Raw genomic sequence first — 20,978 nt, forward strand, 5'->3', positions numbered from 1 at the left:
CAACCGACCTCTCAACGACGAAAGGCAAACGGCATGAACAAGACCCGCCCCGCGGCCCTCGCCGCCCTCGCGCTCGCCCTCCCCGCCGGACTCGCCGCCTGCGGCGGCGACGACGGCGGACCGGTGACGCTGCGCTACGCCTTCTGGGACGACAACCAGCGCCCCGCCCTCGAAGCCATGATCGCGGCCTTCAACGAGGAGCACCCCGACATCGAAGTCGAGCTCGAGCAGAACCCCTGGGAGGACTACTGGGCCGGGCTCGACAGCCGCTTCGCCGCCGAAGAGGCCCCCGACGTGTTCTGGAACCACGTCTCCCGCTTCCCCACCTACGCCTCCAACGGCGTCCTCCTGCCGATCACCGACGACATCGAGGACGACGGCCTCGACACCTCGATCTACCCCGAGAACCTCTACAACTCCTGGCAGTTCGAGGACGAGCAGTACGGCCTCCCCAAGGACTGGGACTCCATCGCCCTCGTCTACCGCCTCGACGCCCTCGAAGCCGCCGGCATCGACCCCGCCACTGTCGGCGACCTCGAATGGAACCCCGTCGACGGCGGCACCTACGTCGAATTCCTCCAGAAGCTCACCGTCGACGCCAACGGCAACAACGCCCTGAGCCCCGACTTCGACCCCGAGAACGTCGTCCAGTACGGCACCGCCATGTCCTCCAACACCGGCCAGACCGACTGGTGGAACTACGCGGTCCAGAACGGCTGCTCCCTCCAGACCGAGCCGTGGGGCGACTACGCCATCGACGCGCCCGAATGCGTCGAGGCCATCCAGTTCACCGCCGACCTCTACAACAAGTGGCACGTCGCCGTCCCCGCCGAATCCACGAACCAGCCCAACGGCGGCGTCCCCGGCGACTACGTCGTCCCCGGCCAGGCCGCCACCACCCTCGACGGCTCCTGGATGCTCAGCTTCTACCGCGACGGCCTCGAACCGGGCACGTGGGCGGTCGCCGACAACCCCTCGGGCCCCGTCGGCTCCGGCACGGTCATCAACGGCCTCTCCAACGCCATCTACGCCGGCACCGAGCACCCCGACGAGGCCTGGGAACTCGTCAAGTTCCTCGGTTCCGAAGAGGCGCAGGCGATCGCGACGGGCATGGGCTCGGTGTGGCCCGGCGTCTCCTCCCTCAACCAGGACTTCGCCGACTACTGGGCCGGCGAGGGCATCGACGTCACCGGCTTCCAGACCGCCGCCGAAGGCACCACCATCGGCTACCCGCTCTCCATGAACGACGCCGCGTTCGGCACCGCCGCGATGGACGAGTTCAATCAGGTCTGGCTGGGCACCAAGGACGCCCAGGCGGCGGCCGAGGCGGTCGTCGCGATCGCCAACGCCGAATAGCCGCACCAGTACCGAAAGGCCACCGAGAGCATGAGCGCCGCCGCCGGACCCCGGCCCGTGAGCATCTTCGACGTCGCGAAGCGCGCGGGCGTGTCGCACCAGACCGTCTCGCGCGTCATCAACGACGCTCCGCAGGTCGCCGCGGCCACCCGGGCCAAAGTGAAGGACGCGATCGCCGAGCTGGGCTACCGGCCCAACCGCTCGGCCCGCGCCCTCGCCGGCGGCGCGCTCAAATCCGTCACCGTCCTCACCACCGACACGTCCCTGTACGGGACCGCGGAGACCCTGCGCGGCATCGAAGACGCCGCCAGGGCCGCCGGGTTCTCCGTGCTCGTCTCGGTGATGGACCCCGACCAGGCCTACAGCGAGGCCGACCTCCTCGGACGGCTCCCACATGACGGCGCCGCCGCCATCGTCATCGCGCACGACGAGACCACCGTCCGCGCCATGCGCGCCCTCCACGAGCGCCAACCGGGCGCGACCGTCGCGACCTGCGGCGAGCACCAAGAGGACCGGGACGCCGACTGGCTCATCTCGCTCGACGACCGCACCGTCGCCGCCCGCGCCACCCGCTACCTGCTCGACATGGGCCACCGCCAGGTCCACTACCTCGCGATCCCCGGCACGGCCGGCCGCCGCACCGGCTGGTCCGACGCGCTGGCCGCCGCCGGGATCACGGCCCCCGCGGCCGTGGAGTCCGGCTGGTCCGTCGCAGCGGCGGCCGAGGCCGCGACCGCGCTCGTCGCCGACCCGGCCGTCACCGCGATCCTCTGCGGCAACGACGACCTCGCGTTCGGGGTCCTCCACGCCGCGCACCGCGCGGGCCGCGCCGTCCCCGGCGACCTCAGCGTCATCGGCTTCGACGACTACCCGCTCGCCGCCTACCACGTCCCTCCGCTCACCACAGTGGACCTCGACTTCCGCGGCGTCGGCCGCGGCGCCTTCGAACGGCTGCGCGCCATGCTCGAAGGCGGCCCCGATCCCCGCCCGTCCTGGCGGTCCCCCGAACTCATCGTCCGCGAGACCTCAGGACCGCCTCGTCAATGACGACCACCGAAAGGGCTGCAATGCAACCACTCCTGCGCAGAGGCCTCGCGGCCGCGACCGCGGCCGGCCTCCTCACCGGCCTCGCCGCCGCGCCCGCGCAAGGCCAGGACGCCCCCGTCCTCACCGTCGACTTCGGACAGCTCACGGGCGCGCCCGACCACGGCGCGGTCGGCTCCCTCTACGGCATCTCCGAGAACGGCGTCCCCGGCGACAACCTCCTCGACCCCCTCCGCATGTCCTCCATGGCCCCCAAGCCCACCGGCGGCACCCAGCACCCCAACGGCGACGCGAACGACGTCCTCGAAGTCCTCGCCGAGCACGACGGCGGCGAGGCCTTCGTCAACCTCCAGGACTGGTACCCCGACTGGCCCTACCAGAACGACGGCATCGACGCCTACCTCGCCGAAGTCGAGGCGATGGTCCCCGCCATGGAGGCCTCCCCGCACGCCGACCGACTCGTCTACGTGCCCTTCAACGAACCCAACTGGATCTGGTACAACCGCGGCTCCGACTACGAGGGCACCACCGCCCGCTTCTTCCACGACTGGGACGCCGCCTACGCGCTCCTGCGCGAGATCGCCCCCGACACCCCCATCGCCGGACCCAACGAGTCCCACTACGACGCCCGCTTCATGCGCGACTTCATGGAGCACACCGCCGCCGCGGGCACCGTGCCCGACGTGATCACCTGGCACGAGCTCTCCCCGGACTCCCTGCGCTACTACCAGCGCAACCACGACGACTACCGCGCCCTCGAAGCCGAACTCGGCCTCGAACCGCGCCAGATCAACATCAACGAGTACGGCAACAACCGCGACTTCGGCGCGCCCGGCCAGATGGTGCAATGGGCCGCCATGTTCGAGGACACCGACGCGCTCGCCGACATGGCCTACTGGACCGCCTCCGGCGGCCTCTCCGGCAACGCCCCGCAGACCAACGTCCCCAACGGCGGCTGGTGGTTCCTCAAGACCTACTCGCAGATGACCGGCGAGACCGCCCTGGTCACCCCGCCGCAGAACGACGTCGTCGACACCCTCCAGGGCGTCGCCACCTTCGACGGGGCCAAGGACCAGGCCCAGATCCTCCTCGGCGGCGGCTCCGGCGAGGCCACCGTCGACTTCACCGGTCTCACCCTGGGACGCAAGGTCACCGCCACCGTCCACGAGATCGCCTGGACCGGCAACGAGGGCTCCTCGCCCGCGCCGCGGGCCGTCGACCGGATCGCCCTGCGCCCCGACGCGAACGGCGCGGCGAGCATCGCACTCGAGGACCTCGACCCCATGTCCGCCTACTGGATCACCCTCACCCCGGGCACGGGCCGGGCCGAGCCCGTCGAGACGCCCTGGTCCGGCACCTGGGAGGCCGAGGACGCCGCGATCACCGGCGGCGCCGTCTACAACGAAGGCAGCGCCGCCAACTCGTGGGCCTTCCCCGCCTCCGGCGGCAAGAGCGTCGGCTCCCTGAACCGGGCCGACAGCCGCGTCCAGTTCACCGTCGACGTCCCTGAAACCGGGACCTACGACCTCACCGTCACCTATGGGAACACCTTCGGCCGCAACCTCCCCGAAGGCGCCTCGCCGACCGAGCAGTTCCTCACCGTCAACGGCGGCGACGCCGCCACGGTCACGTACCCCTCGACCATGCAGTGGGGCTCGCGCGGCCAGGTCACGGTCCAAGTCGAACTCGAAGCGGGGGAGAACGCCATCGCCCTCGCCAAGTCCGACCCCGAGGCCGGGACCGCCTACGGCGAGGCCGGCATCGACAAGATCGACCTCACGCCGTCCGTAGTGGACACCTACACCTACCCGGCCGTGTTCGCCCGCACCGAAGGCGACGCCGAGCACCAGTACGGCCGCCGCGAAGGCGTCAAACTGAACGGGGACGAGCAGATCGTCTTCGACGTGTACGCCCCGGCCGACGGGTACTACGAGATCGCCGCCGACACCGAAGGCAAGGGCGAACTGCGCGTGCTCGGCCCCCACACCGAGGACATCGCCTTCGAACTGGAGGACGAGCAGACCCTCGCCCTCCACGAAGGGATCAACCGCATCGCGCTCAACGCGAAGCGCGGCACCCTCCACGTTCACGACCTCACCGTCACCGGCGACGGCGGCGACGAGGGCTTCACCCACATCGCGGCCGCCGACGCCGACCTCGCCGGCACCGCCGTCCTCACCGAGAACCGCTGGGCCACCGAAGGACAGGCGATCACCGGCGTGGGCGGCGGCGAAGGCAACACCGCCACGCTCACCGTCGAAGCCGACGAAGCCGGGCCGCACCTGCTGCTCGTCCACTACGCCAACGACGAGCGCAAGAGCGGCCACGCCTACAACACCGACATCATCTCCCGCTACGCCGAGTTCACCGTGAACGGCGAAGCCGCCGCCACGGTGCCCATGCGCGCCACCTGGAGCTGGAACGACTTCTGGTCCTACCCGCTCATCGTCGACCTCGAACCCGGCACCAACACCATCGAGATCGGCAACCCCGGCCTGTTCACCGGCATCGGGGACCGCCAGGGCCGCACGGCCGACTTCGACCACTTCGAGATCGCGCCGCTCCACGGCTAGCCTTGCGCCATGAGAGCCCGCCCCGGCCGGGGCGGGCTCTCACCACGACCGGAACCACCACCGAAAGGGAACCAATGCCAGCGCCCGACACCCGCCTCTGGTCCATCGACACGCCGAACACGAGCTACGTCGTCGCCGTGGACGACCACGACCGGCTCCGCGGCCTCCACTGGGGACCGAGGCTGAGCGCCGAGCAGGCGCTGGCCCTCCTCGAGCTGCCGGAGTCCCCGTTCCGGCCCGTCATCGGCCGCGAGCCCCGCTACGACCTCAGCACCGGCTCGGCCTTCCAGTACGGCCACAACGGCCTCCAGGTGCGCTTCGCCGACGGCACCCGCGACCTCGAGCTCGCCTTCACCGAGGCGGTCGAAGCGGACGGCGACCTCGCCTTCGTCTTCACCGACCGGCACTACCCGCTCGAAGTGCGCACCCGCTACCGCACCCACCCCGACTCCGACGTCATCGAACGCACCCTCGAACTGCGCAACAGCGGCACCGAGCCGATCGAGGTCGTCCGCGCCGACTCGGCCACCTGGGTCGTGCCCGGGCTCGACGAGCCGCGACTGAGCCAGCTCCACGGCGAGTGGGGCGCGGAAACCCAGCTCACCCGCACCACGATCCCTTACGGCGAGACGGTGATCGGCTCCCGCCGCGGCATCACGGGCCACCAGTCGAACCCGTGGGTCGCCGTCGACGACGGCACCGCCACCGAGACCGCGGGACCGGTCTGGTCCACCGCGCTGGCGTGGAGTGGCACCTGGCGCATCACCGTCGAGAAGGGACCCACCGGCAGCGTCACCGTCTCCGCCGGCTTCGGCCACGACCCGATCGCGATCCGCCTCGACGGCGGCGCGACCCTCGAGACGCCGGTCGCGGCCGGCCTGCACACCGCGCACGGGTTCGCCGCGGCCGCGAGCGCCTGGCACGACTACGCGCTCGCGCACGTCCTGCCCCACCCCGGCGAGGTCCGCCCGGTGCTCTACAACTCCTGGGAGGCCACGGAGTTCGACTTCACCGCCGAGGACCAGATGCGCCTGGCCGACCGCGCGGCGGCGATGGGCTGCGAGCTGTTCGTGATGGACGACGGCTGGTTCGGAGCCCGCGTCAACGACCGCGCCGGGCTCGGCGACTGGACCCCCAACCCCGACCGCTTCCCGGACGGCCTGGGCCCCTTGATCAAGCATGTGCACGGCCTGGGCATGCGCTTCGGGATCTGGGTCGAGCCCGAGATGGTGAACCCCGACTCGGACCTGTACCGCGCGCACCCCGACTGGGTGTACCACCAGCCGCACCGGCGCCGCAGCGAGGTGCGCCAGCAGCTGGTGCTCAACCTCGCCCGCCGCGACGTCGCCGACCACATCCACGCCCGCCTCGACGAGCTCTTGAGCGGCAACGAGATCGACTTCGTCAAGTGGGACATGAACCGGCCCTTCACCGAGGCCGGGTGGCCCGGGGACGAGGACCCCGACCGCCTCTGGTTCGACCACACCCGCAACCTCTACGCGATCCTCGACCGGCTCCGCGCCGACCACCCGTCCTTGCGGATCGAGTCGTGCTCCTCGGGCGGCGGCCGGGTCGACTTCGGCATTTTGCGCCGCACCGACCAGGTGTGGACCTCGGACAACACGGACGCGGTGGACCGGATCGCGATTCAGGACGGCTTCGCGCAGGTCTACCCTGCGCGCGTCATGGGCGCGTGGGTCACCGACTCGCCCAACCCCCTGACCCGCCGGGAGGTTCCGCTCGACTTCCGCTTCCATGTGGCGATGGCCGGGGTCCTCGCCGTCGGCGGCGATCTGCGGATCTGGAGCGACGAGGAGCAGGCCCGCGGCGCCGAGCTCGTGGCCGACTACAAGCGGGTCCGCCCCACGGTGCAGCTGGGCCGCCGCCGCCCGCTGCGGGCCGGGAACGTCACCGGCGTCCAATACGACCGGGGCGACACGACGGTGGTCCTGGCCTGGCGGAAGGCCCGCGACTTCGCCTACCCCGACCCGCTCCTCAAGCTCCACGTCGACCGGGACGCCCGGTACCGTGAAGTGCGGTCCGGCCGCGTCCACCACGGCGCGATCCTCGCGTCGCACGGTCTCGAGCTCGGGCTCGCCCCGGCGGACTACGCGTCGGCCATGATCGAACTCACCAGGGAACCCTGACCCTCCCAGGGCTCCCGAGCACCACTACTTCAACCCAGTTAGGTACGCGCACAATGGAATACCTTCACATCGAGCACGGCGGCCGCACCATCCGCGGGGTCCTGCACCTCCCGGAGGGCGCGGAGGCAGCCCCGGCGGTCGCGCTCTGCCACGGGTTCGGCGGCAACCGCGCCGAGTTCGGCTACTCGTTCGTGCGGCTCGCCGAGCGCCTAGCGGCGAACGGCACCGCCGCCTACCGGTTCGACTTCGCCGGCTGCGGCGACTCCGACGGCGACTTCGCCGACCTCACCGTCTCGGACCAGGTCGCGCAGGCGGTCGCGGTCCTCGACGGGCTGGCCGGCCACCCGGCGGTCGACGGGGAGCGGCTGTCGCTCATGGGGATGAGCCTCGGCGGGCTCACGGCGCAGCTCGCCGCCGCGCAGCGCCCCGTCGCATCGCTGGCGCTGTGGGCGCCGGCCGCCGGGGCTGTGGCCATGAGCGAGGAGGGCGCGAAGCGGCGCGCTGACGCGATCGCCGAGCGCGGCTACGACGACTTCGGCGGCCTGCCGGTCCTCCAGTCGTTCGTGGACGACGCCAAGGGGATCGACGCGTTCGCCGACGCCGCCGCCTACACCGGCCCGGTGCTCCTGGCCGTCGGCACGGAGGACTTCGTGCTCAAGGACGACCTCCTCGAGCGCTACCAGGACCTCTACGGCGACCGCCTCGACCTGCAGATCTTCGACGCGGTCGGCCACGGCTTCGAGACCGTGCCCGCGCGCGAGCGCCTGGTCGAGATCACCACGGCATTCCTGACCCGGACCGCCTGAACCACCCGCTGAGGGCGGGCCGCACCGATGGGAGCGGTCCGCCCTCAGTCGTATCTCCCATCGAAATTCATCGAACTCGAAAAGTCGTGGACAAACGATTGCGCAACGCGCCGGTTGTGTGCGATCCTCGTGGTCACCCTCACCGGGAAGGTTCACGGAACCGATCTTCACAAAGGAGTGAAAATGCTGCCCACCCCCGCGGAACGCCGCCCCCCGGCGTCCGAGGCGAAAGCGACGGCCTCATGACCGCCGCGCTCGACAACCGCGCGGCCGCCGCCCTGCGCAAGCGCCGGCGCGGCGCACTCGGCCGGAGCCTGCGCCGCCACTGGCAGCTCTACGCGCTGCTCGTCCTGCCGGTCGCCTACTTCGTGATCTTCCAGTACATCCCCATGGCGAACAACGTGATCGCCTTCAAGGACTACAACGTGGTCCAGGGGATCTGGGGCTCGCCCTGGGCCGGGCTCGACCACTTCGAGCGGTTCTTCGCCAACCCGGTCGCCTTGGACCTGATCCGCAACACGCTCATGCTGAGCTTCTACGGGTTCCTGGCCGGGTTCCCGATCCCGATCATCCTGGCCTTGGCGCTCAACGAGGTCCGGGCGCGGTTCTTCAAGCGCACCGTCCAGATGGTCACCTACGCCCCGCACTTCATCTCGACGGTCATCGTCGTCTCGATGCTCATCCTGATCTTCTCGCCCCGCATCGGGTTCATGTCCGACTTCCTGGGCTTCTTCGGGATGAACTCGAACCTGCTGGCCGACCCCGACGCGTTCCGCAGCGTCTACGTCTGGAGCGACGTGTGGCAGACCGCCGGGTACTCGGCGATCATCTACATGGCCGCGCTGGCGGGCATCGACCCGAGCCTGTACGAGGCCGCGCGACTCGACGGCGCGAGCCGCCTGCGGAAGATCTGGCACGTCGACCTGCCGGGCATCGCGCCCACGGTCGTCGTGGTGATGGTCCTGAGCGTCGGCAACATCATGGCCGTGGGCTTCGAGAAGGCGTTCCTGCTGCAGAACCCGCTCAATCTCTCGACCTCCGAGATCATCGCGACCTACACGTACAAGATCGGCCTGCTCAGCGCCGACTTCAGCCTCGCGACGGCGGTGGGGCTCTTCAACTCCGTCATCAACCTCATCCTCCTGCTGGCCGTGAACACCGTCTCCAAACGCGTGACCGGCAACGGCCTGTGGTGAAGGGAGCCCCCGCAATGACCACCGAGACCACCCTCCTGGCCCCGCCCGCCGAACCGGAGCCCGAGCGGCGCGACCCCAAGCGCCGCAGCAACCGCGTCCAGGACACCCGCGTCGACCGGGTCTTCATGGTCGGCGTCTACATTCTGTTGACCACGTTCCTGCTCATCGTCCTCGTGCCACTGGTGAACATCGTCGCCAGCTCGTTCTCGAGTCCCGCGGCGGTCTCGGGCGGCCGGGTGTTCCTGTGGCCCGTGGACTTCACCCTCATCGGCTACAAGGCGGTCCTCACCAGCGACGCGATCCTCACCGGGTTCGGCAATTCGCTGTTCTACGCGATCGTCGGCACCCTCGTGAGCGTCGCGCTCACCGTGATGATCGCCTACCCGCTCTCGCGGTCGGAGCTGGTGGGGCGCAAGGTCCTCATCGGCGGGGTCCTGTTCACCATGCTGTTCTCCGGCGGCCTCATCCCGACCTACATGGTCGTGCGCGCCCTCGGACTGCTCGACACGCGCTGGGCGATCATCCTGCCCGCGGCGATCGGCGCCTGGCAGGTGCTCATCGCGATGACGTTCTTCCGCTCCTCGATCCCGGGCGAGCTGTACGAGGCCGCGCAGCTCGACGGCGCCTCGGACCTGCGGTTCCTGTGGTCGGTGGTGCTGCCGCTGTCGAAGCCGCTCCTGGCGGTCATCGCCCTCATGTACGGCATCGGCCAATGGAACTCGTACTTCTCCGCCCTCATCTACCTCCGCAGCGAAGAGCTCTACCCCCTCCAGCTCGTACTGCGGAACGTCCTCATCGTCAACAACACCGGCGGCACCAACCTCGCCGACCAGATGGCGGCGGAGCAGATGGCCGACCTCATGAAGTTCTCGCTCATCGTCGTCTCGACGGTGCCCGTCCTCCTCGTCTACCCGTTCGTGGCCCGGCACTTCACGAAGGGCGTGATGCTCGGCTCAGTGAAGGGCTGAACTCGCGCCGCACGTCCCCTCAAACCGCCCAACTCCTCATCTGAAAGGCAGTCAACGATGACCAGCAGATTCACCCGAGCGGCCGCCGCCGGAGCGGCCCTCGCCGTCTCGGCGGGCGCCTTCGCCGCCTGCTCCTCCGAGCCCGAGACCACACCGGACGACGTGATCACCATCTTCGTCCCGCAAGGCGACGACGCGGACTTCGACACCAACGCGTTCACCAAGGTGCTCGAGGAGAAGTTCGACGTCGACCTCCAGTTCGAGACGACCACCTGGGACGGCAACGCCGCCGCCGAGAAGCGGCAGATCTCCCTCGCCAGCGGCGACTACCCCGACGCGTACATGCTCATCCCGTGGGTCGACCAGTTCTCGAGCGAGGAGCTGGTGAAACTCGGCGGCCAGGGCGTCATCGTCCCGCTCGACGGCCTCATCGGCGAGGACACCCCGAACCTCACCGCCGCCTTCGAGAAGGAGCCCGGCTTCAAGGAGCTGGCGACCTCCCCGGACGGGAAGATCTGGGGCATCCCCGCGTGGAACGACTGCTACCACTGCTCGTACCCGTCGAAGCTGTGGATGAACTCCGAATGGCTCGACACCCTGGGACTGGAGCAGCCGACCACACCGGAGGAGCTGCGCCACGTCCTTGAGGCCTTCAAGACCCAGGACCCCAACGGCAACGGCCAGGCCGACGAGATCCCGCTCTCCTCGGCGGGCGGCAGCACCCTGCTCTCGTTCCTGATGAACCCGTTCGTCTACACCGCTGAGATGTACTCGAACGCCGAGGCCGCGAACCCGGCGACGCTCGGGGCCGTCAACGGCGAGGTCGTCCTGCAGCCGACCCGCGACGAATGGCGCGACGCGATCGCCTACGTCGCGTCCCTGTACGAGGACGGCCTGATCGACGAGGGCGCCTTCACTCAGAACGGTGAGGCGTTGAACGCCAAGGGCAACAGCGCCGACGGCGTGATCCTCGGATCGGTCGCCGTCATGCACCCGTGGTTCGTCACCAACGACCACGAGGACGGCCGCTACGGCCAGTACGACGCGGTCGCCCCGCTGACCGGGCCGAACGGCAGCGACGCGACCTACTCCGGCGGCGGCGCCGGCGCCGCGCCCGGCGCGACGTTCGTCATCACCAACCGCTCCAGCGAGGCGAAGCAGCAGAAGCTCATGCAGATCCTCGATTACATGGTCTCGTTCGAAGGCCACCTCCAAGGCGAGTTCGGCGTCGAAGGCGTCAACTGGGAGCGCGCCGGCGAAGGCGATGTGGCCCTCGACGAGAGCCTCGAGCCGACCTTCGAGCTGCTGACCCTCCCGGAGGGCGAGGGCGCCAACAACTCGTGGGGTCCGATCGCGCAGTTCTTCAGCGACGCCGAGTTCCGCAACGGCCAGGTCACCGCGACCGACGTGTACACGCCGGAGGGCTACGAGCGCAGGCTCTTCGAGGCCACGAAGCTCTACGAGGGCCACGAGTCCGCAGAGCTGTTCCCCTACTGGGAAGTCGCGATCACCGGTGAGACCGCCACCGAGCTCGCCACGATCCAGACCAATGTGGAGAACTTCGTCACCCAGGCGAGCGCCGAGTTCGTGACCGGCGCCCGCGACATCGGCAGCGACGACGACTGGAACGAGTTCCAGCAGAACCTCACCGACCTCGGTGCCGAACGGTACGTCGAGATCTACCAAGAAGCCTGGGACGCCTCGCGCTAGCGGCGTCCCCGCAGAAACCGGCGGGCCGCCTCGGGGTCAAGACGACGAGGCGGCCCGCCACTCTCACACTGAAAGGCGACCGCATGATCAGCGAGCGGCACTTCATCAACGGCGACTGGACGTTCGCCTACGGCGAGCACCCGGGTGCCGAGGCCGCGCCACCGGCGTCCGACTGGTTCGACATCGGTCTGCCGCACTCCTTCGAGCTCCCCGACTACCGCGACTACCGGATCTACGTGGGGCACGGCTGCTACCGCCGCACGCTCGACGTGGACGAGGCGTGGCTGGGGCAGTGGATCGCGCTGGAGTTCCTGGGCGTCTTCCAGACCTGCGAGGTGTTCGTCAACGGCCGCTCGGTCGGCCGCCACGAAGGCGGCTACACCCCGTTCACCGTGGACGTCTCGGACGCGGTGCGCGCGGGCGCGAACGACGTGTTCGTGCGCGTCGACAACCACTGGAACGCGCGCCTGGCCCCGCGCGCGGGCGACTACAGCTTCGGCGGCGGCATCTACCGCGACGTGAGCCTCCTCGTCGCCGACCGGGTCCGCGTCGACTGGTACGGCCTCGGCGTGACCACGCCCGTGATCGAGCCCGACGCCGCCACGGTCAACGTCTCGGTCGAGGTCGTCAACGACGAACCGCACCCCGTCGAGGCCGTCGTCTCGGCCGTGATCGCCGACGACGGCCCGGTCGCGGAGCTCGAACCGGTCAAGCACGTCATCCCCGCCCGGTCCACGGCCGTGGTCGAACTCGAAGGGACCCTTGCCGACCCGCGGCTCTGGCACCCCGACCACCCGCACTTGTACGAGCTCACCGCCGCGGTCGAAGTGGACGGCCGAGTCCGCTCCGCGCAGTCGACCGCCTTCGGCGTGCGCTGGTTCGAGTTCACCGCCGACCGGGGCTTCTTCCTCAACGGCGAGCACTACGACCTCCACGGCGCCAACGTCCACCAGAACCGCGGCGGCTGGGCCGACGCGGGCACCCGCGCCTCGATCCGCCGCGACATCGCCATGATCAAGGACCTGGGGATGAACATCATCCGCGGCTCCCACTACCCCCACCACCCGTACTTCGCCGCCGAATGCGACCGGCAGGGCGTCCTGTTCTGGTCCGAGCTCCACTTCTGGGGCATGGGCGGGGAGGACATCGAAGGGTTCTGGTTCGCCAGCGCCTATCCCATCCATGAAGAGGACGAGGCGGAGTTCGAGGAGAGCCTGCGCCGGGCGCTGCGCACCATGATCCGCGTGCACCGCAACCACGCGAGCATCATCACCTGGAGCATCGGCAACGAGGCGTTCTTCACCGACGATGCCGTCGTCGACAAGGCCAAGGCCCTCACCGTCGAACTCGTGGCGATGTCGAAGGCGCTCGACCCGACCCGGCCCGCCGCGGTCGGCGGGGCGCAGCGCAAGGGCTTCGACGTGCTCGGCGACATCGCCGGGTACAACGGCGACGGAGCGGAGCTCTTCCACGACCCGGGCTTCCCGAGCGTCGTCTCCGAGTACCACGGCACTTCGGGCAACGGCCCGGGCGAGTACGAGGTGCAGTGGGAGCACGGCGTCGAGGTCGACTACCCGTGGCGCTCGGGGAAGATCTTCTGGTGCGGGTTCCACTACAAGACCGTGGCCCCGGGCGCCGGACTCCAGGGCCTGGCCGACTACTTCCGCCGCCCCAAGCGCGCCTACCACTGGTACCGCGAGCAGCTGCTGGGCATCGCCCCGCCCGAGTTCCCGCAGCCCGGGACGGCGGCCGCGCTCCAGATGAGGTCCGATGTCGACACCATCCCGACCGACGGCACCGGCGACGCCCGCATCGAGGTCGAGATGGTCGACGAGCACGGCGTCCGCGTCGCCGACGACAAGCCGATCCTGCTCACCGTGCTCGAAGGGGACGGCCTCTTCCCGTCGGGTCGCTCGTTCACCCTCTCGCCGGAGACCGGCAGCGTCTGGGACGGGGCCGGGGCGATCGAGATGCGGTCCTACACTCCTGGGCCGCTTCGCATCCGCGCTACGGCCGACGGCGTCGCCCCGGCCGAGCTGGTGCTGACCGCGACCGGCCCGGCCAAGCCCGCGGGCAGCGGCGAGCGGCGGCTCCAGACGCCCGCGCCGTACCTGACCGAACCGCCGCTCGGCGGCGGCTACATCTCGCTGGCGGAGTACCGCCCGGTCAAGACCAGCAGCGCCGCGCCCGGCCACCATGGCGGCAACGCCACCCAACCGGGCGAGGCGACGTGGCGGGCCGCCGGCGACGAACCGGGGGAGTGGATCGCACCGAGCCTCGAGTTCCCTTACAAGATCAGGCTGATCGAGGTCACGTTCGCCGAGCCGCCGTCCAGCCCGTGGCTGGTCGAGTCGGCCGAGGACGGCCGCAGCTTCGAGCCGGTGCACGAGGGCGGGCCGGGTGAGGACCGCTCGGTGAAGGTCCAGTTCGAAGCCCGCACCGCGCTGGCCGTGCGCGTGTCGTTCCCGGAGCGGCCGTTGGAGATCCGGGAGATCCGGGTTCACTGAGCGGACCGAAGCACGGATAACGATATCCCAATAGGTCGATCATCAAGGCGCGCAGGGCTTGCTCCGGCAGGTTCTGCGCGCCGCTTTGCCGTCCTCAACTGCGGTTATGGCGATCTCTCCTGCCGCCCTTGCCTCCCGCTCCCGAGTGAGATATCGTTATCCCTCGATAGAAACCGGTCTCTCGAACGGAGTAGGTACCTCTCATGCATCCCCCCACGGCCGCCACCCGCGATCGCCGCGCCCTGCCCAGGCGCGCCGCCGCGCTCATGGCGGCAATGCTGCTCTCACTAGGACTCGTCCAGCTCGTCGCGCCCGGTGCCGAACCCGCGCAAGCGGCGACCACCTGCGACGTGCAGTTCAACTCCACGACAAGTGAAGCCGGGTTCAGCCACCCCGGCATCGGGCTCACCGAGCCGATCATCGAGAACGTGCGCACCCAGCTCGCGGCCGGAGCCGAACCGTGGGCCACCGGGTTCGAGGCCCTCAAGAAATCCGGCGCGGCCGGGGAGGGCGTGAAACCGTCCAACGCCGGCACCGACCCGACCAAGCCGCGCACGACGGCCTTCAACGCCGGCACCAGGGGCATGTTCGAGGCGGACGGCCTGAAGGCCTACACCCAGGCGGTCATGCACGTCCTCACCGGCAAGGAGGTCCACCGCAGCAACGCCCTCGCCATCATCCGCAACTGGGCCCAGATGGACCCGACGAAGTTCGAGTACTACGTCGACTCCCACATCCACAACGGCATGCCGCTCTTCCGCATGGCCGGAGCCGCTGAACTGCTGCGCTACACCAGTTGCGGCGACGACCCGGCTCTCGTGCTCACCGAGAACGAGGCAAAGGCCTTCAGCGACAACCTGATCAAGCCCGCCATCGCGACGTTCATGTCTTCCCCGGACCGCTTCATGAACCAGCACAACTACCCGCTCCTGGGCTCCATGGCCGGGTCGATCTTCATGGACGACACCGAGCTGTACCACGAGAAGGTCGAGTGGTTCACGGTCAACGAGACCGCGAAGGACGAGGGCTTCAACGGCTCCGTCTCGCGCCTGGCCCGCTGGGTGGACAAGAACGACAAGACCGGCGAGCCCATCGACGACCCCCACGTGCAGCTGACCGAGATGGGCCGCGACCAGGCCCACGGCGGCGGCAACCTCACGAACTTCGCGGCCCTGTCCCGCATGATGATGGCCCAGGGCACCGAGGTCGACCCGGTCGACGGCACGGTCTCGACCGCCGAGGACGCTGTGGGACCGTACGAGTTCCTCGACGACCGCATCCTCAAGGCCGCCGACTACTTCTGGCAGTTCATGTCCGGCCGCGACCCCGAGTGGACTCCCATCGCGTACGCGATCTCGCCCGACGGCACGATCCGCGACACCTACAACCACATCGCCGACGGCTACCGCGGCCGCTACGCGACCGCGAGCTTCTGGGAGATGTACTACTACTACACCTACCAGCGCGGCGAGGACGTCGAGGCGATCGCCCCCTTCTTCGCCGAGGCCTACGCCAAGCGCCCCACCCCCGTCCAGATCGGCTGGGACGGCCGCGACGGCGGCGGCGACTCGTGGATGTTCGCGCCCGCCGAAGCCGCGGGCGAGACCGCCCAGGTGCCGAACCCCGACCCCGACATCCTGGAGATCGAGCAGCGCTACATGCACCTCGCCGGCAACGTCGAGGAAGGCGACGGCTTCGTCAGCATGGCGGGCGGTTCGAAGATCTCTTACGTCAGCGGCGGGAACAACAAGCCGCAGCAGGGCTTCCTCGTCCGCACCGAAGGCCCGGCTGTGATCCACCTGGGCGGCGTCAGCCACGACGACACCGTCAGGCGCGATACCTCCGTGACCGTGCCGGACACGGGCGGCGAATGGCGGTACGTCACGGTCTCCCGAGCCATGGGCGACATCCTGTTCATCGAGACCGAGGGCGCCGCGGTCGACATCGACCACATCAACATCAACGCCCAGGCCGAACTCGACGGCCCGGTCTACCCCGAGGACGCCGCCGAACGCGTCATCGGCTGGGACGGCGCCGACCTCACCGTCGACCTCGCCGCCACCGGCGACGGCATCACGTACAGCGCCACCGACCTCCCCGACGGCGCCGCACTCGACACCGCCACCGGGCGGCTGACCTGGACCGGGGAGGACTCGGGCACGATCACCGTCGCCGCCGACGACGGCACGAGCGTCGCCGCGCGCACGGTCGTCCTCGACGCCGCCGCCGACCGCGAGGAGGCGCTGGCGCTGGCCGAGGAGGACTTCGAACCCGAGGACGGGTACGAGTCCGCGTCTGAAGCCGCCTTCACCGCCGCCCGCGACGCGGCCGAAGCGAAGCTTCAGGAAGGCACCGACGCGGAGTTCGCGACCGCCTTGGCGGGCATGGTCGCCGCGGCGGACGGCCTGCGCCTCATCTCGCCGAAGACCAGTGTGGACGGCAGTCTGGACTTCCCGGGCCTGCTCCACTCCTCGACCGCGAAGGAGTTCGCGCCGCTCCTCGTGGACGGCGACAACCAGACCGGCCTGGGCTACCCCTTGGCCGTCAACAAGTCGCACACCTTCGACTTCGGCCCCGACTTCCGGGTCTCGGCGCGGGAGTTCGGCTTCCAGAGCAACATCTTCGCCGACCGACTCGCCAACTCGGCGGTGTTCGGCTCGAACGACGGCGTCAACTGGACCCGCCTCACGCCGGGGGTCACGGAGTTCACCCAGGACTTCAACACCCTCGAAGTCGAGCCGGAACTCCGCGACGACCAGTTCCGGTACGTCAAGGTCCAGATGATCGAGCAGCTGCCGGACGTCCTCTACGGGATCATCCGCGGCGTCTTCGAGATGACCGAGTTCCACATCTACGGCGAGCGCCACGAGATCGGCAACCAGATCTCGAAGGCCGCCATGACCTCCGAAGACGCCGTGGCGGGCAAGGTCGCCGTGGGTGACACCGTGAACGTCGCGGTCACCACGAGGCAGCCGGTCGACGCCGTCACGGTGAACGTGATGGGCATCGAAGCGGCCGCCGCTTCGGAGGACGGCGTCAACTGGCTCGCCCCCGTGGTCCTGGACGGCGTCGAGCCCGGCTCGGTCACCCTCACCGTCGACTACGCCGACGACGGCAAGGCGGGCCCGACCCTATACGGCCCCACCGAAGGCGCGAGCCTGTTCGCCGGCGGGAACCGCGACCAGCTGATCGACGTCGCGGACCTCGCCACCGTCCTCGCCTCCGACAAGCAGTGGCCCGGCAACGGGCTCCCCGCCGACCAGGTCGGCTACCTGCTCTTCGACGGCGACGAGAACACCGCCGGGGACCTCAACACCGGCGTCGGCTCGTACTACACCGTGGACTTCGGCGAGGGCGCCGCCGTGCGCCTCGACGAGGTGTACTTCCTGCCGCGGCTGTGCTGCACGTCCAGGTCGGACGGCACGATCGTGCAGGGCTCCAACGACGGCCAGACGTGGACCACGCTCACCGAGCCGCTCACCGGCACCAAGGCCGGGGTCTGGCAGTGGAAGAGCGTCGCCGACGACACCCACTACCGCTACTTCAAGATCTACAACGCGAACCGCTGGCACGGCAACCTCGGTGAGGTCCAGTTCTTCGGGGACCTCGCCTAACCCACAGACCGTCTCGGCCGCCCGCCCCGCCACGCGATCCGCGTGGCGGGGCGGTGCGGTTTCACGCCTGGATCGAGAGCAGGCGCGGGTCGACGGCGTGCAGGAGCGGCTCGCCCGCGGCGAGCCGCTCCGCCTCCTCGACGATGAAGCGCCCCATGCGGGCGAGTTCGTTGCCCTGCGACCCCGCCACATGCGGGGTGAGGAACAGGTTCGGCAGGTCGAACAGCGGCGAGTCCGCCGGCAGCGGCTCGGGGTCGGTGACGTCGAGGATCGCCGAGATCCGCCCGGTCGCCAGCTCGGCAACGAGCGCATCGGTGTCCACGAGCGAGCCGCGCGCGGTGTTGACGAGCACCGCGCCGTCCTTCATGGCCGCCAGCCGCTCGGCGTTGACGAGCCGCCGCGTCTCGGGCAGGTCGGGGGCGTGGACGGAGACGATGTCGGCCCCTGCCATGAGCGCGTCCAGGCTGACCAGCCGCGCGCCGAGCCGGGCGGCCTCGTCCGCCTCCACGTGCGGGTCTGCCAGCAGCACCTCGAAGTCGAAGGGGCGCAGCAACTCGAGCACGCGCCGTCCGATCCGCGAGGCCCCGATGAGGCCCACGGTGCGTCCGAAGTTGCCGGTCCCGCCGTGGTCCTCGCCGATCACGAAGCCGCGCTCGATGCGGAACCGCTCGCGCAGCCCGAATACGTCCTTGCCCGCCAAGAGGATCATTCCCAGCGTGTACTCGGCGACGGGCACGGCGTTGGCCTGCTGGGCCGAGACGACGGCGATGCCTCGCTCGTAGACGGCGCGGTCGATCCACTGGACGCTCCCGGCGGCGTGGAGCACGGCACGCAGCTTGGGCGCGGCGGCGAGCACCGGGGGATCGAGCCGCGGCGCGCCCCATCCGGTGACGATCACCTCCGCGTCCGCCAGCGCGGCCGCCGTCCGATCGTCGCCGAAGTCGCGGGCGACGAGGCCGGGGTCGATGTCGAGGACGGCGCGGAGGCGGCTCAGGTTCGGCTCGGCGAACAGCTTGGGGAGGTAGACGGGGTCCATCGCGAACAGCCCGGGGATGCGGTCGGTCATGCGGGTTCCTTGCTCCTCTGAGGGATAACGATATCTAACCTAGGCGGTGCCGCCGGAGTTGTCGAGTCCGGAGTCCGGCATGCAGGATCACCAGGCTTTCGAACTGCGATGACCCCGATACGGGAGGTATTCGGGGCAGTCGGAAACCGAGGCTCAGGCATATTGACATACCTCAATGAAAACCTTATCTTCGAGTATAAGGGATAACGTTATCCGTCTTCGGGTCGCGATCCCGTCCGCCCCTCGCCAACGACCGTCGAAGGAGCACCATGACCCACGACCGAACCGGCAACCCGCGCTTCAAGCGCCGCAACCTCCTCAAAGGCGCGTTCGCCGCGAGCGCCCTGGCCGCCACCGGAGCGGGCGGCCTCGCCGTCGCCCAAGCCCAGCAGCAGACCGGCCAGGCAGAAGCCGTTGCGCTCGCCCATCCCGGCATGCTCCACGTCCGAGCCGACCTCGACCGCATGCGCGCCAAAGTCAACGCCAACGCCCAGCCCTGGAAGCAGGGCTGGGACAAACTCGTCGCCAATGCCCACTCGCAGAGCACCTGGACGCCCCAGCCCGTCGAGGAGATCGTGCGCGGCAACACCGACAAGCCCCAGAACTACTGGCTGCTCTACAACGACGCCCACGCCGCCTACCAGAACGCCCTGCGCTGGCACATCAGCGGCGACACCGCCCACCGCGATGCGGCCGTGCGCATCTGCAACGCCTGGTCGGGGACGCTCAAGTCGATCTACTACCCGCCCTCGGACTCGCGCCTCGCCTCCGGCATCTACGGGTACCAGTTCGCCAACGCGGGGGAGCTGGTGCGCGGCGCGCCCGGGTTCGACCTGGGCCGGTTCCAGCAGATGATGCTGAACGTCTTCTACCCCCTGAACAGCGATTTCCTGGTGCGGCACAACAACACCTGCGAAACCCACTACTGGGCGAACTGGGACCTGTGCAACATGGCCTCGCTCCTCGCCATCGGCATCCTCTGCGACGACCAGGCCAAGATCGACGAAGCGGTGGACTACTTCCGCAACGGCGCGGGCGCCGGCTCGATCAACAACGCGATCCCGTTCATCCACGGCGACCTCGCCCAATGGCAGGAGTCCGGCCGCGACCAGGCGCACTCAATCATGGGCATCGGCCTCATGGGGGCCTTCATGGAGATGGCCTGGAGCCAGGGCATCGACCTCTACGCCGCCCGCGACAACGCCTTCGCCAAGGCCGCCGAATACGTCGCCCGCTACAACCTCGGCTACGACGTGCCGTTCTCGACCTACCGCAACTGCGACGGCGTCGAGCACACCGTCGTCTCCACTGGCGCGCGTGGCCAGATCCGACCGGTCTGGGAACTCGTCTACAACCACTACAGCGTCCGGCGCGGCATGCGCATGCCCCACGTCGCCCGCATGGCCGCCCTCGCGCGCCCCGAAGGTGGCGGCGGCGACTACGGCGGCAACTCCGGCGGCTTCGACGCGCTCGGCTGGGGCACCCTCGCGCATATGCGCTCCACCCCGGCGGTCGTCTCCGGCGGCACGTACCTCCTCATGTGCGAACGCTCCGGAAAGTTCCTCGAGAACGGCCGCTCCACCGTCGACGGGCGCGCCGTGATCCAGTGGGGCGAGAACGGCGGCACCCAGCAGCGCTGGAAGATCACCGACGTCGGGAGCGGCCACCACAAGCTCATCTGCGAGCACTCGGGCAAGGCCCTCGACAACGGCAACTCCACCGTCGAAGGCGCGCAGGTCAAGCAGTGGACCGACAACGGCACGGCCCCGCAGCGGTGGAAGATCACCGATGTGGGCGGCGGCGCGGTCGAGCTCACCTGCGAACGCTCCGGCATGGTGCTCGACAACGGCAACAAGGAGGCCGACGGCGACCCCGCGATCCAGTGGGCGGACAAGGGCTCCGTGCCGCAGCGCTGGCGCCTGATCCGCGTCGCCTGACGAGAAACCCAAGGGGCCGAGCGCTGTTGCGCTCGGCCCCTTCGCGATTGCCGG

General features: G+C 69.6%; 12 protein-coding genes. 11 read left to right on the forward strand and 1 reads right to left on the reverse strand.

The genetic code is table 11. The features are described from left to right. The first annotated feature begins 33 nt into the window (after positions 1 to 33). From J5V16_RS16745 to J5V16_RS16790, 10 genes are all read left to right on the forward strand, one after another. Entirely contained in the window at positions 34 to 1,356 is a 1,323-nt protein-coding gene (locus tag J5V16_RS16745) for an ABC transporter substrate-binding protein (RefSeq protein WP_208497618.1), read from the forward strand. 30 nt (positions 1,357 to 1,386) lie between these two features. Beyond that, complete coding sequence (locus J5V16_RS16750; protein ID WP_208497620.1) at positions 1,387 to 2,403, forward strand: LacI family DNA-binding transcriptional regulator; 1,017 nt, start codon at positions 1,387 to 1,389, stop codon at positions 2,401 to 2,403. A 20-nt stretch (positions 2,404 to 2,423) separates the two neighbouring features. After that, positions 2,424 to 4,973, forward strand: coding sequence for a CBM35 domain-containing protein (locus tag J5V16_RS16755; protein ID WP_208497624.1), 2,550 nt, complete (start codon positions 2,424 to 2,426; stop codon positions 4,971 to 4,973). A 74-nt stretch (positions 4,974 to 5,047) separates the two neighbouring features. Then, entirely contained in the window at positions 5,048 to 7,120 is a 2,073-nt protein-coding gene (locus J5V16_RS16760; RefSeq protein WP_208497626.1) for an alpha-galactosidase, read from the forward strand. 53 nt (positions 7,121 to 7,173) lie between these two features. Further along, positions 7,174 to 7,926, forward strand: a complete 753-nt coding sequence (locus tag J5V16_RS16765; protein WP_208497628.1) for an alpha/beta hydrolase family protein — start codon at positions 7,174 to 7,176, stop codon at positions 7,924 to 7,926. A gap of 242 nt (positions 7,927 to 8,168) precedes the next feature. Then, positions 8,169 to 9,122 (forward strand): ABC transporter permease, encoded by a 954-nt coding sequence (locus J5V16_RS16770; protein WP_208497630.1) that lies wholly within the window; start codon positions 8,169 to 8,171, stop codon positions 9,120 to 9,122. A 14-nt stretch (positions 9,123 to 9,136) separates the two neighbouring features. Next, positions 9,137 to 10,090, forward strand: coding sequence for a carbohydrate ABC transporter permease (locus J5V16_RS16775; protein WP_208497633.1), 954 nt, complete (start codon positions 9,137 to 9,139; stop codon positions 10,088 to 10,090). Between the two features lie 57 nt (positions 10,091 to 10,147). Beyond that, positions 10,148 to 11,800 carry a type 2 periplasmic-binding domain-containing protein gene (locus J5V16_RS16780; RefSeq protein ID WP_208497635.1) on the forward strand — a complete coding sequence of 551 codons (1,653 nt, stop codon included), beginning with the start codon at positions 10,148 to 10,150 and terminating at the stop codon, positions 11,798 to 11,800. Positions 11,801 to 11,883: 83 nt separating this feature from the next. Beyond that, entirely contained in the window at positions 11,884 to 14,307 is a 2,424-nt protein-coding gene (locus J5V16_RS16785; RefSeq protein WP_208497637.1) for a glycoside hydrolase family 2 TIM barrel-domain containing protein, read from the forward strand. Positions 14,308 to 14,510: 203 nt separating this feature from the next. Next, complete coding sequence (locus J5V16_RS16790) at positions 14,511 to 17,921, forward strand: discoidin domain-containing protein (protein WP_208497639.1); 3,411 nt, start codon at positions 14,511 to 14,513, stop codon at positions 17,919 to 17,921. Between the two features lie 61 nt (positions 17,922 to 17,982). Here J5V16_RS16790 and J5V16_RS16795 read toward each other — a convergent pair whose 3' ends face one another. Continuing rightward, the gene (locus tag J5V16_RS16795; protein WP_208497641.1) at positions 17,983 to 18,987 is read right to left on the reverse strand and encodes a hydroxyacid dehydrogenase; all 1,005 of its coding nucleotides are present in this window, start codon (positions 18,985 to 18,987) and stop codon (positions 17,983 to 17,985) included. Positions 18,988 to 19,256: 269 nt separating this feature from the next. On the opposite strand from J5V16_RS16795, the gene J5V16_RS16800 reads away from it, so the two are divergent. After that, positions 19,257 to 20,924, forward strand: a complete 1,668-nt coding sequence (locus J5V16_RS16800; protein ID WP_208497643.1) for an RICIN domain-containing protein — start codon at positions 19,257 to 19,259, stop codon at positions 20,922 to 20,924. Positions 20,925 to 20,978: the final 54 nt, after the last annotated feature.

This window comes from Glycomyces niveus (assembly GCF_017592475.1).
Classification (GTDB): domain Bacteria; phylum Actinomycetota; class Actinomycetes; order Mycobacteriales; family Micromonosporaceae; genus Glycomyces; species Glycomyces niveus.

Excerpts from the sequence above, each read along its gene's own strand:
- J5V16_RS16800 (WP_208497643.1), top strand. The coding sequence starts at position 19,257 with ATGACCCACGACCGAACCGGCAACCCGCGCTTCAAGCGCCGCAACCTC.
- J5V16_RS16750 (WP_208497620.1), top strand. The coding sequence starts at position 1,387 with ATGAGCGCCGCCGCCGGACCCCGGCCCGTGAGCATCTTCGACGTCGCG.
- J5V16_RS16760 (WP_208497626.1), top strand. The coding sequence starts at position 5,048 with ATGCCAGCGCCCGACACCCGCCTCTGGTCCATCGACACGCCGAACACG.
- J5V16_RS16765 (WP_208497628.1), top strand. The coding sequence starts at position 7,174 with ATGGAATACCTTCACATCGAGCACGGCGGCCGCACCATCCGCGGGGTC.
- J5V16_RS16770 (WP_208497630.1), top strand. The coding sequence starts at position 8,169 with ATGACCGCCGCGCTCGACAACCGCGCGGCCGCCGCCCTGCGCAAGCGC.
- J5V16_RS16795 (WP_208497641.1), bottom strand. The coding sequence starts at position 18,987 with ATGACCGACCGCATCCCCGGGCTGTTCGCGATGGACCCCGTCTACCTC.
- J5V16_RS16745 (WP_208497618.1), top strand. The coding sequence starts at position 34 with ATGAACAAGACCCGCCCCGCGGCCCTCGCCGCCCTCGCGCTCGCCCTC.
- J5V16_RS16775 (WP_208497633.1), top strand. The coding sequence starts at position 9,137 with ATGACCACCGAGACCACCCTCCTGGCCCCGCCCGCCGAACCGGAGCCC.
- J5V16_RS16785 (WP_208497637.1), top strand. The coding sequence starts at position 11,884 with ATGATCAGCGAGCGGCACTTCATCAACGGCGACTGGACGTTCGCCTAC.
- J5V16_RS16780 (WP_208497635.1), top strand. The coding sequence starts at position 10,148 with ATGACCAGCAGATTCACCCGAGCGGCCGCCGCCGGAGCGGCCCTCGCC.
- J5V16_RS16790 (WP_208497639.1), top strand. The coding sequence starts at position 14,511 with ATGCATCCCCCCACGGCCGCCACCCGCGATCGCCGCGCCCTGCCCAGG.
- J5V16_RS16755 (WP_208497624.1), top strand. The coding sequence starts at position 2,424 with ATGCAACCACTCCTGCGCAGAGGCCTCGCGGCCGCGACCGCGGCCGGC.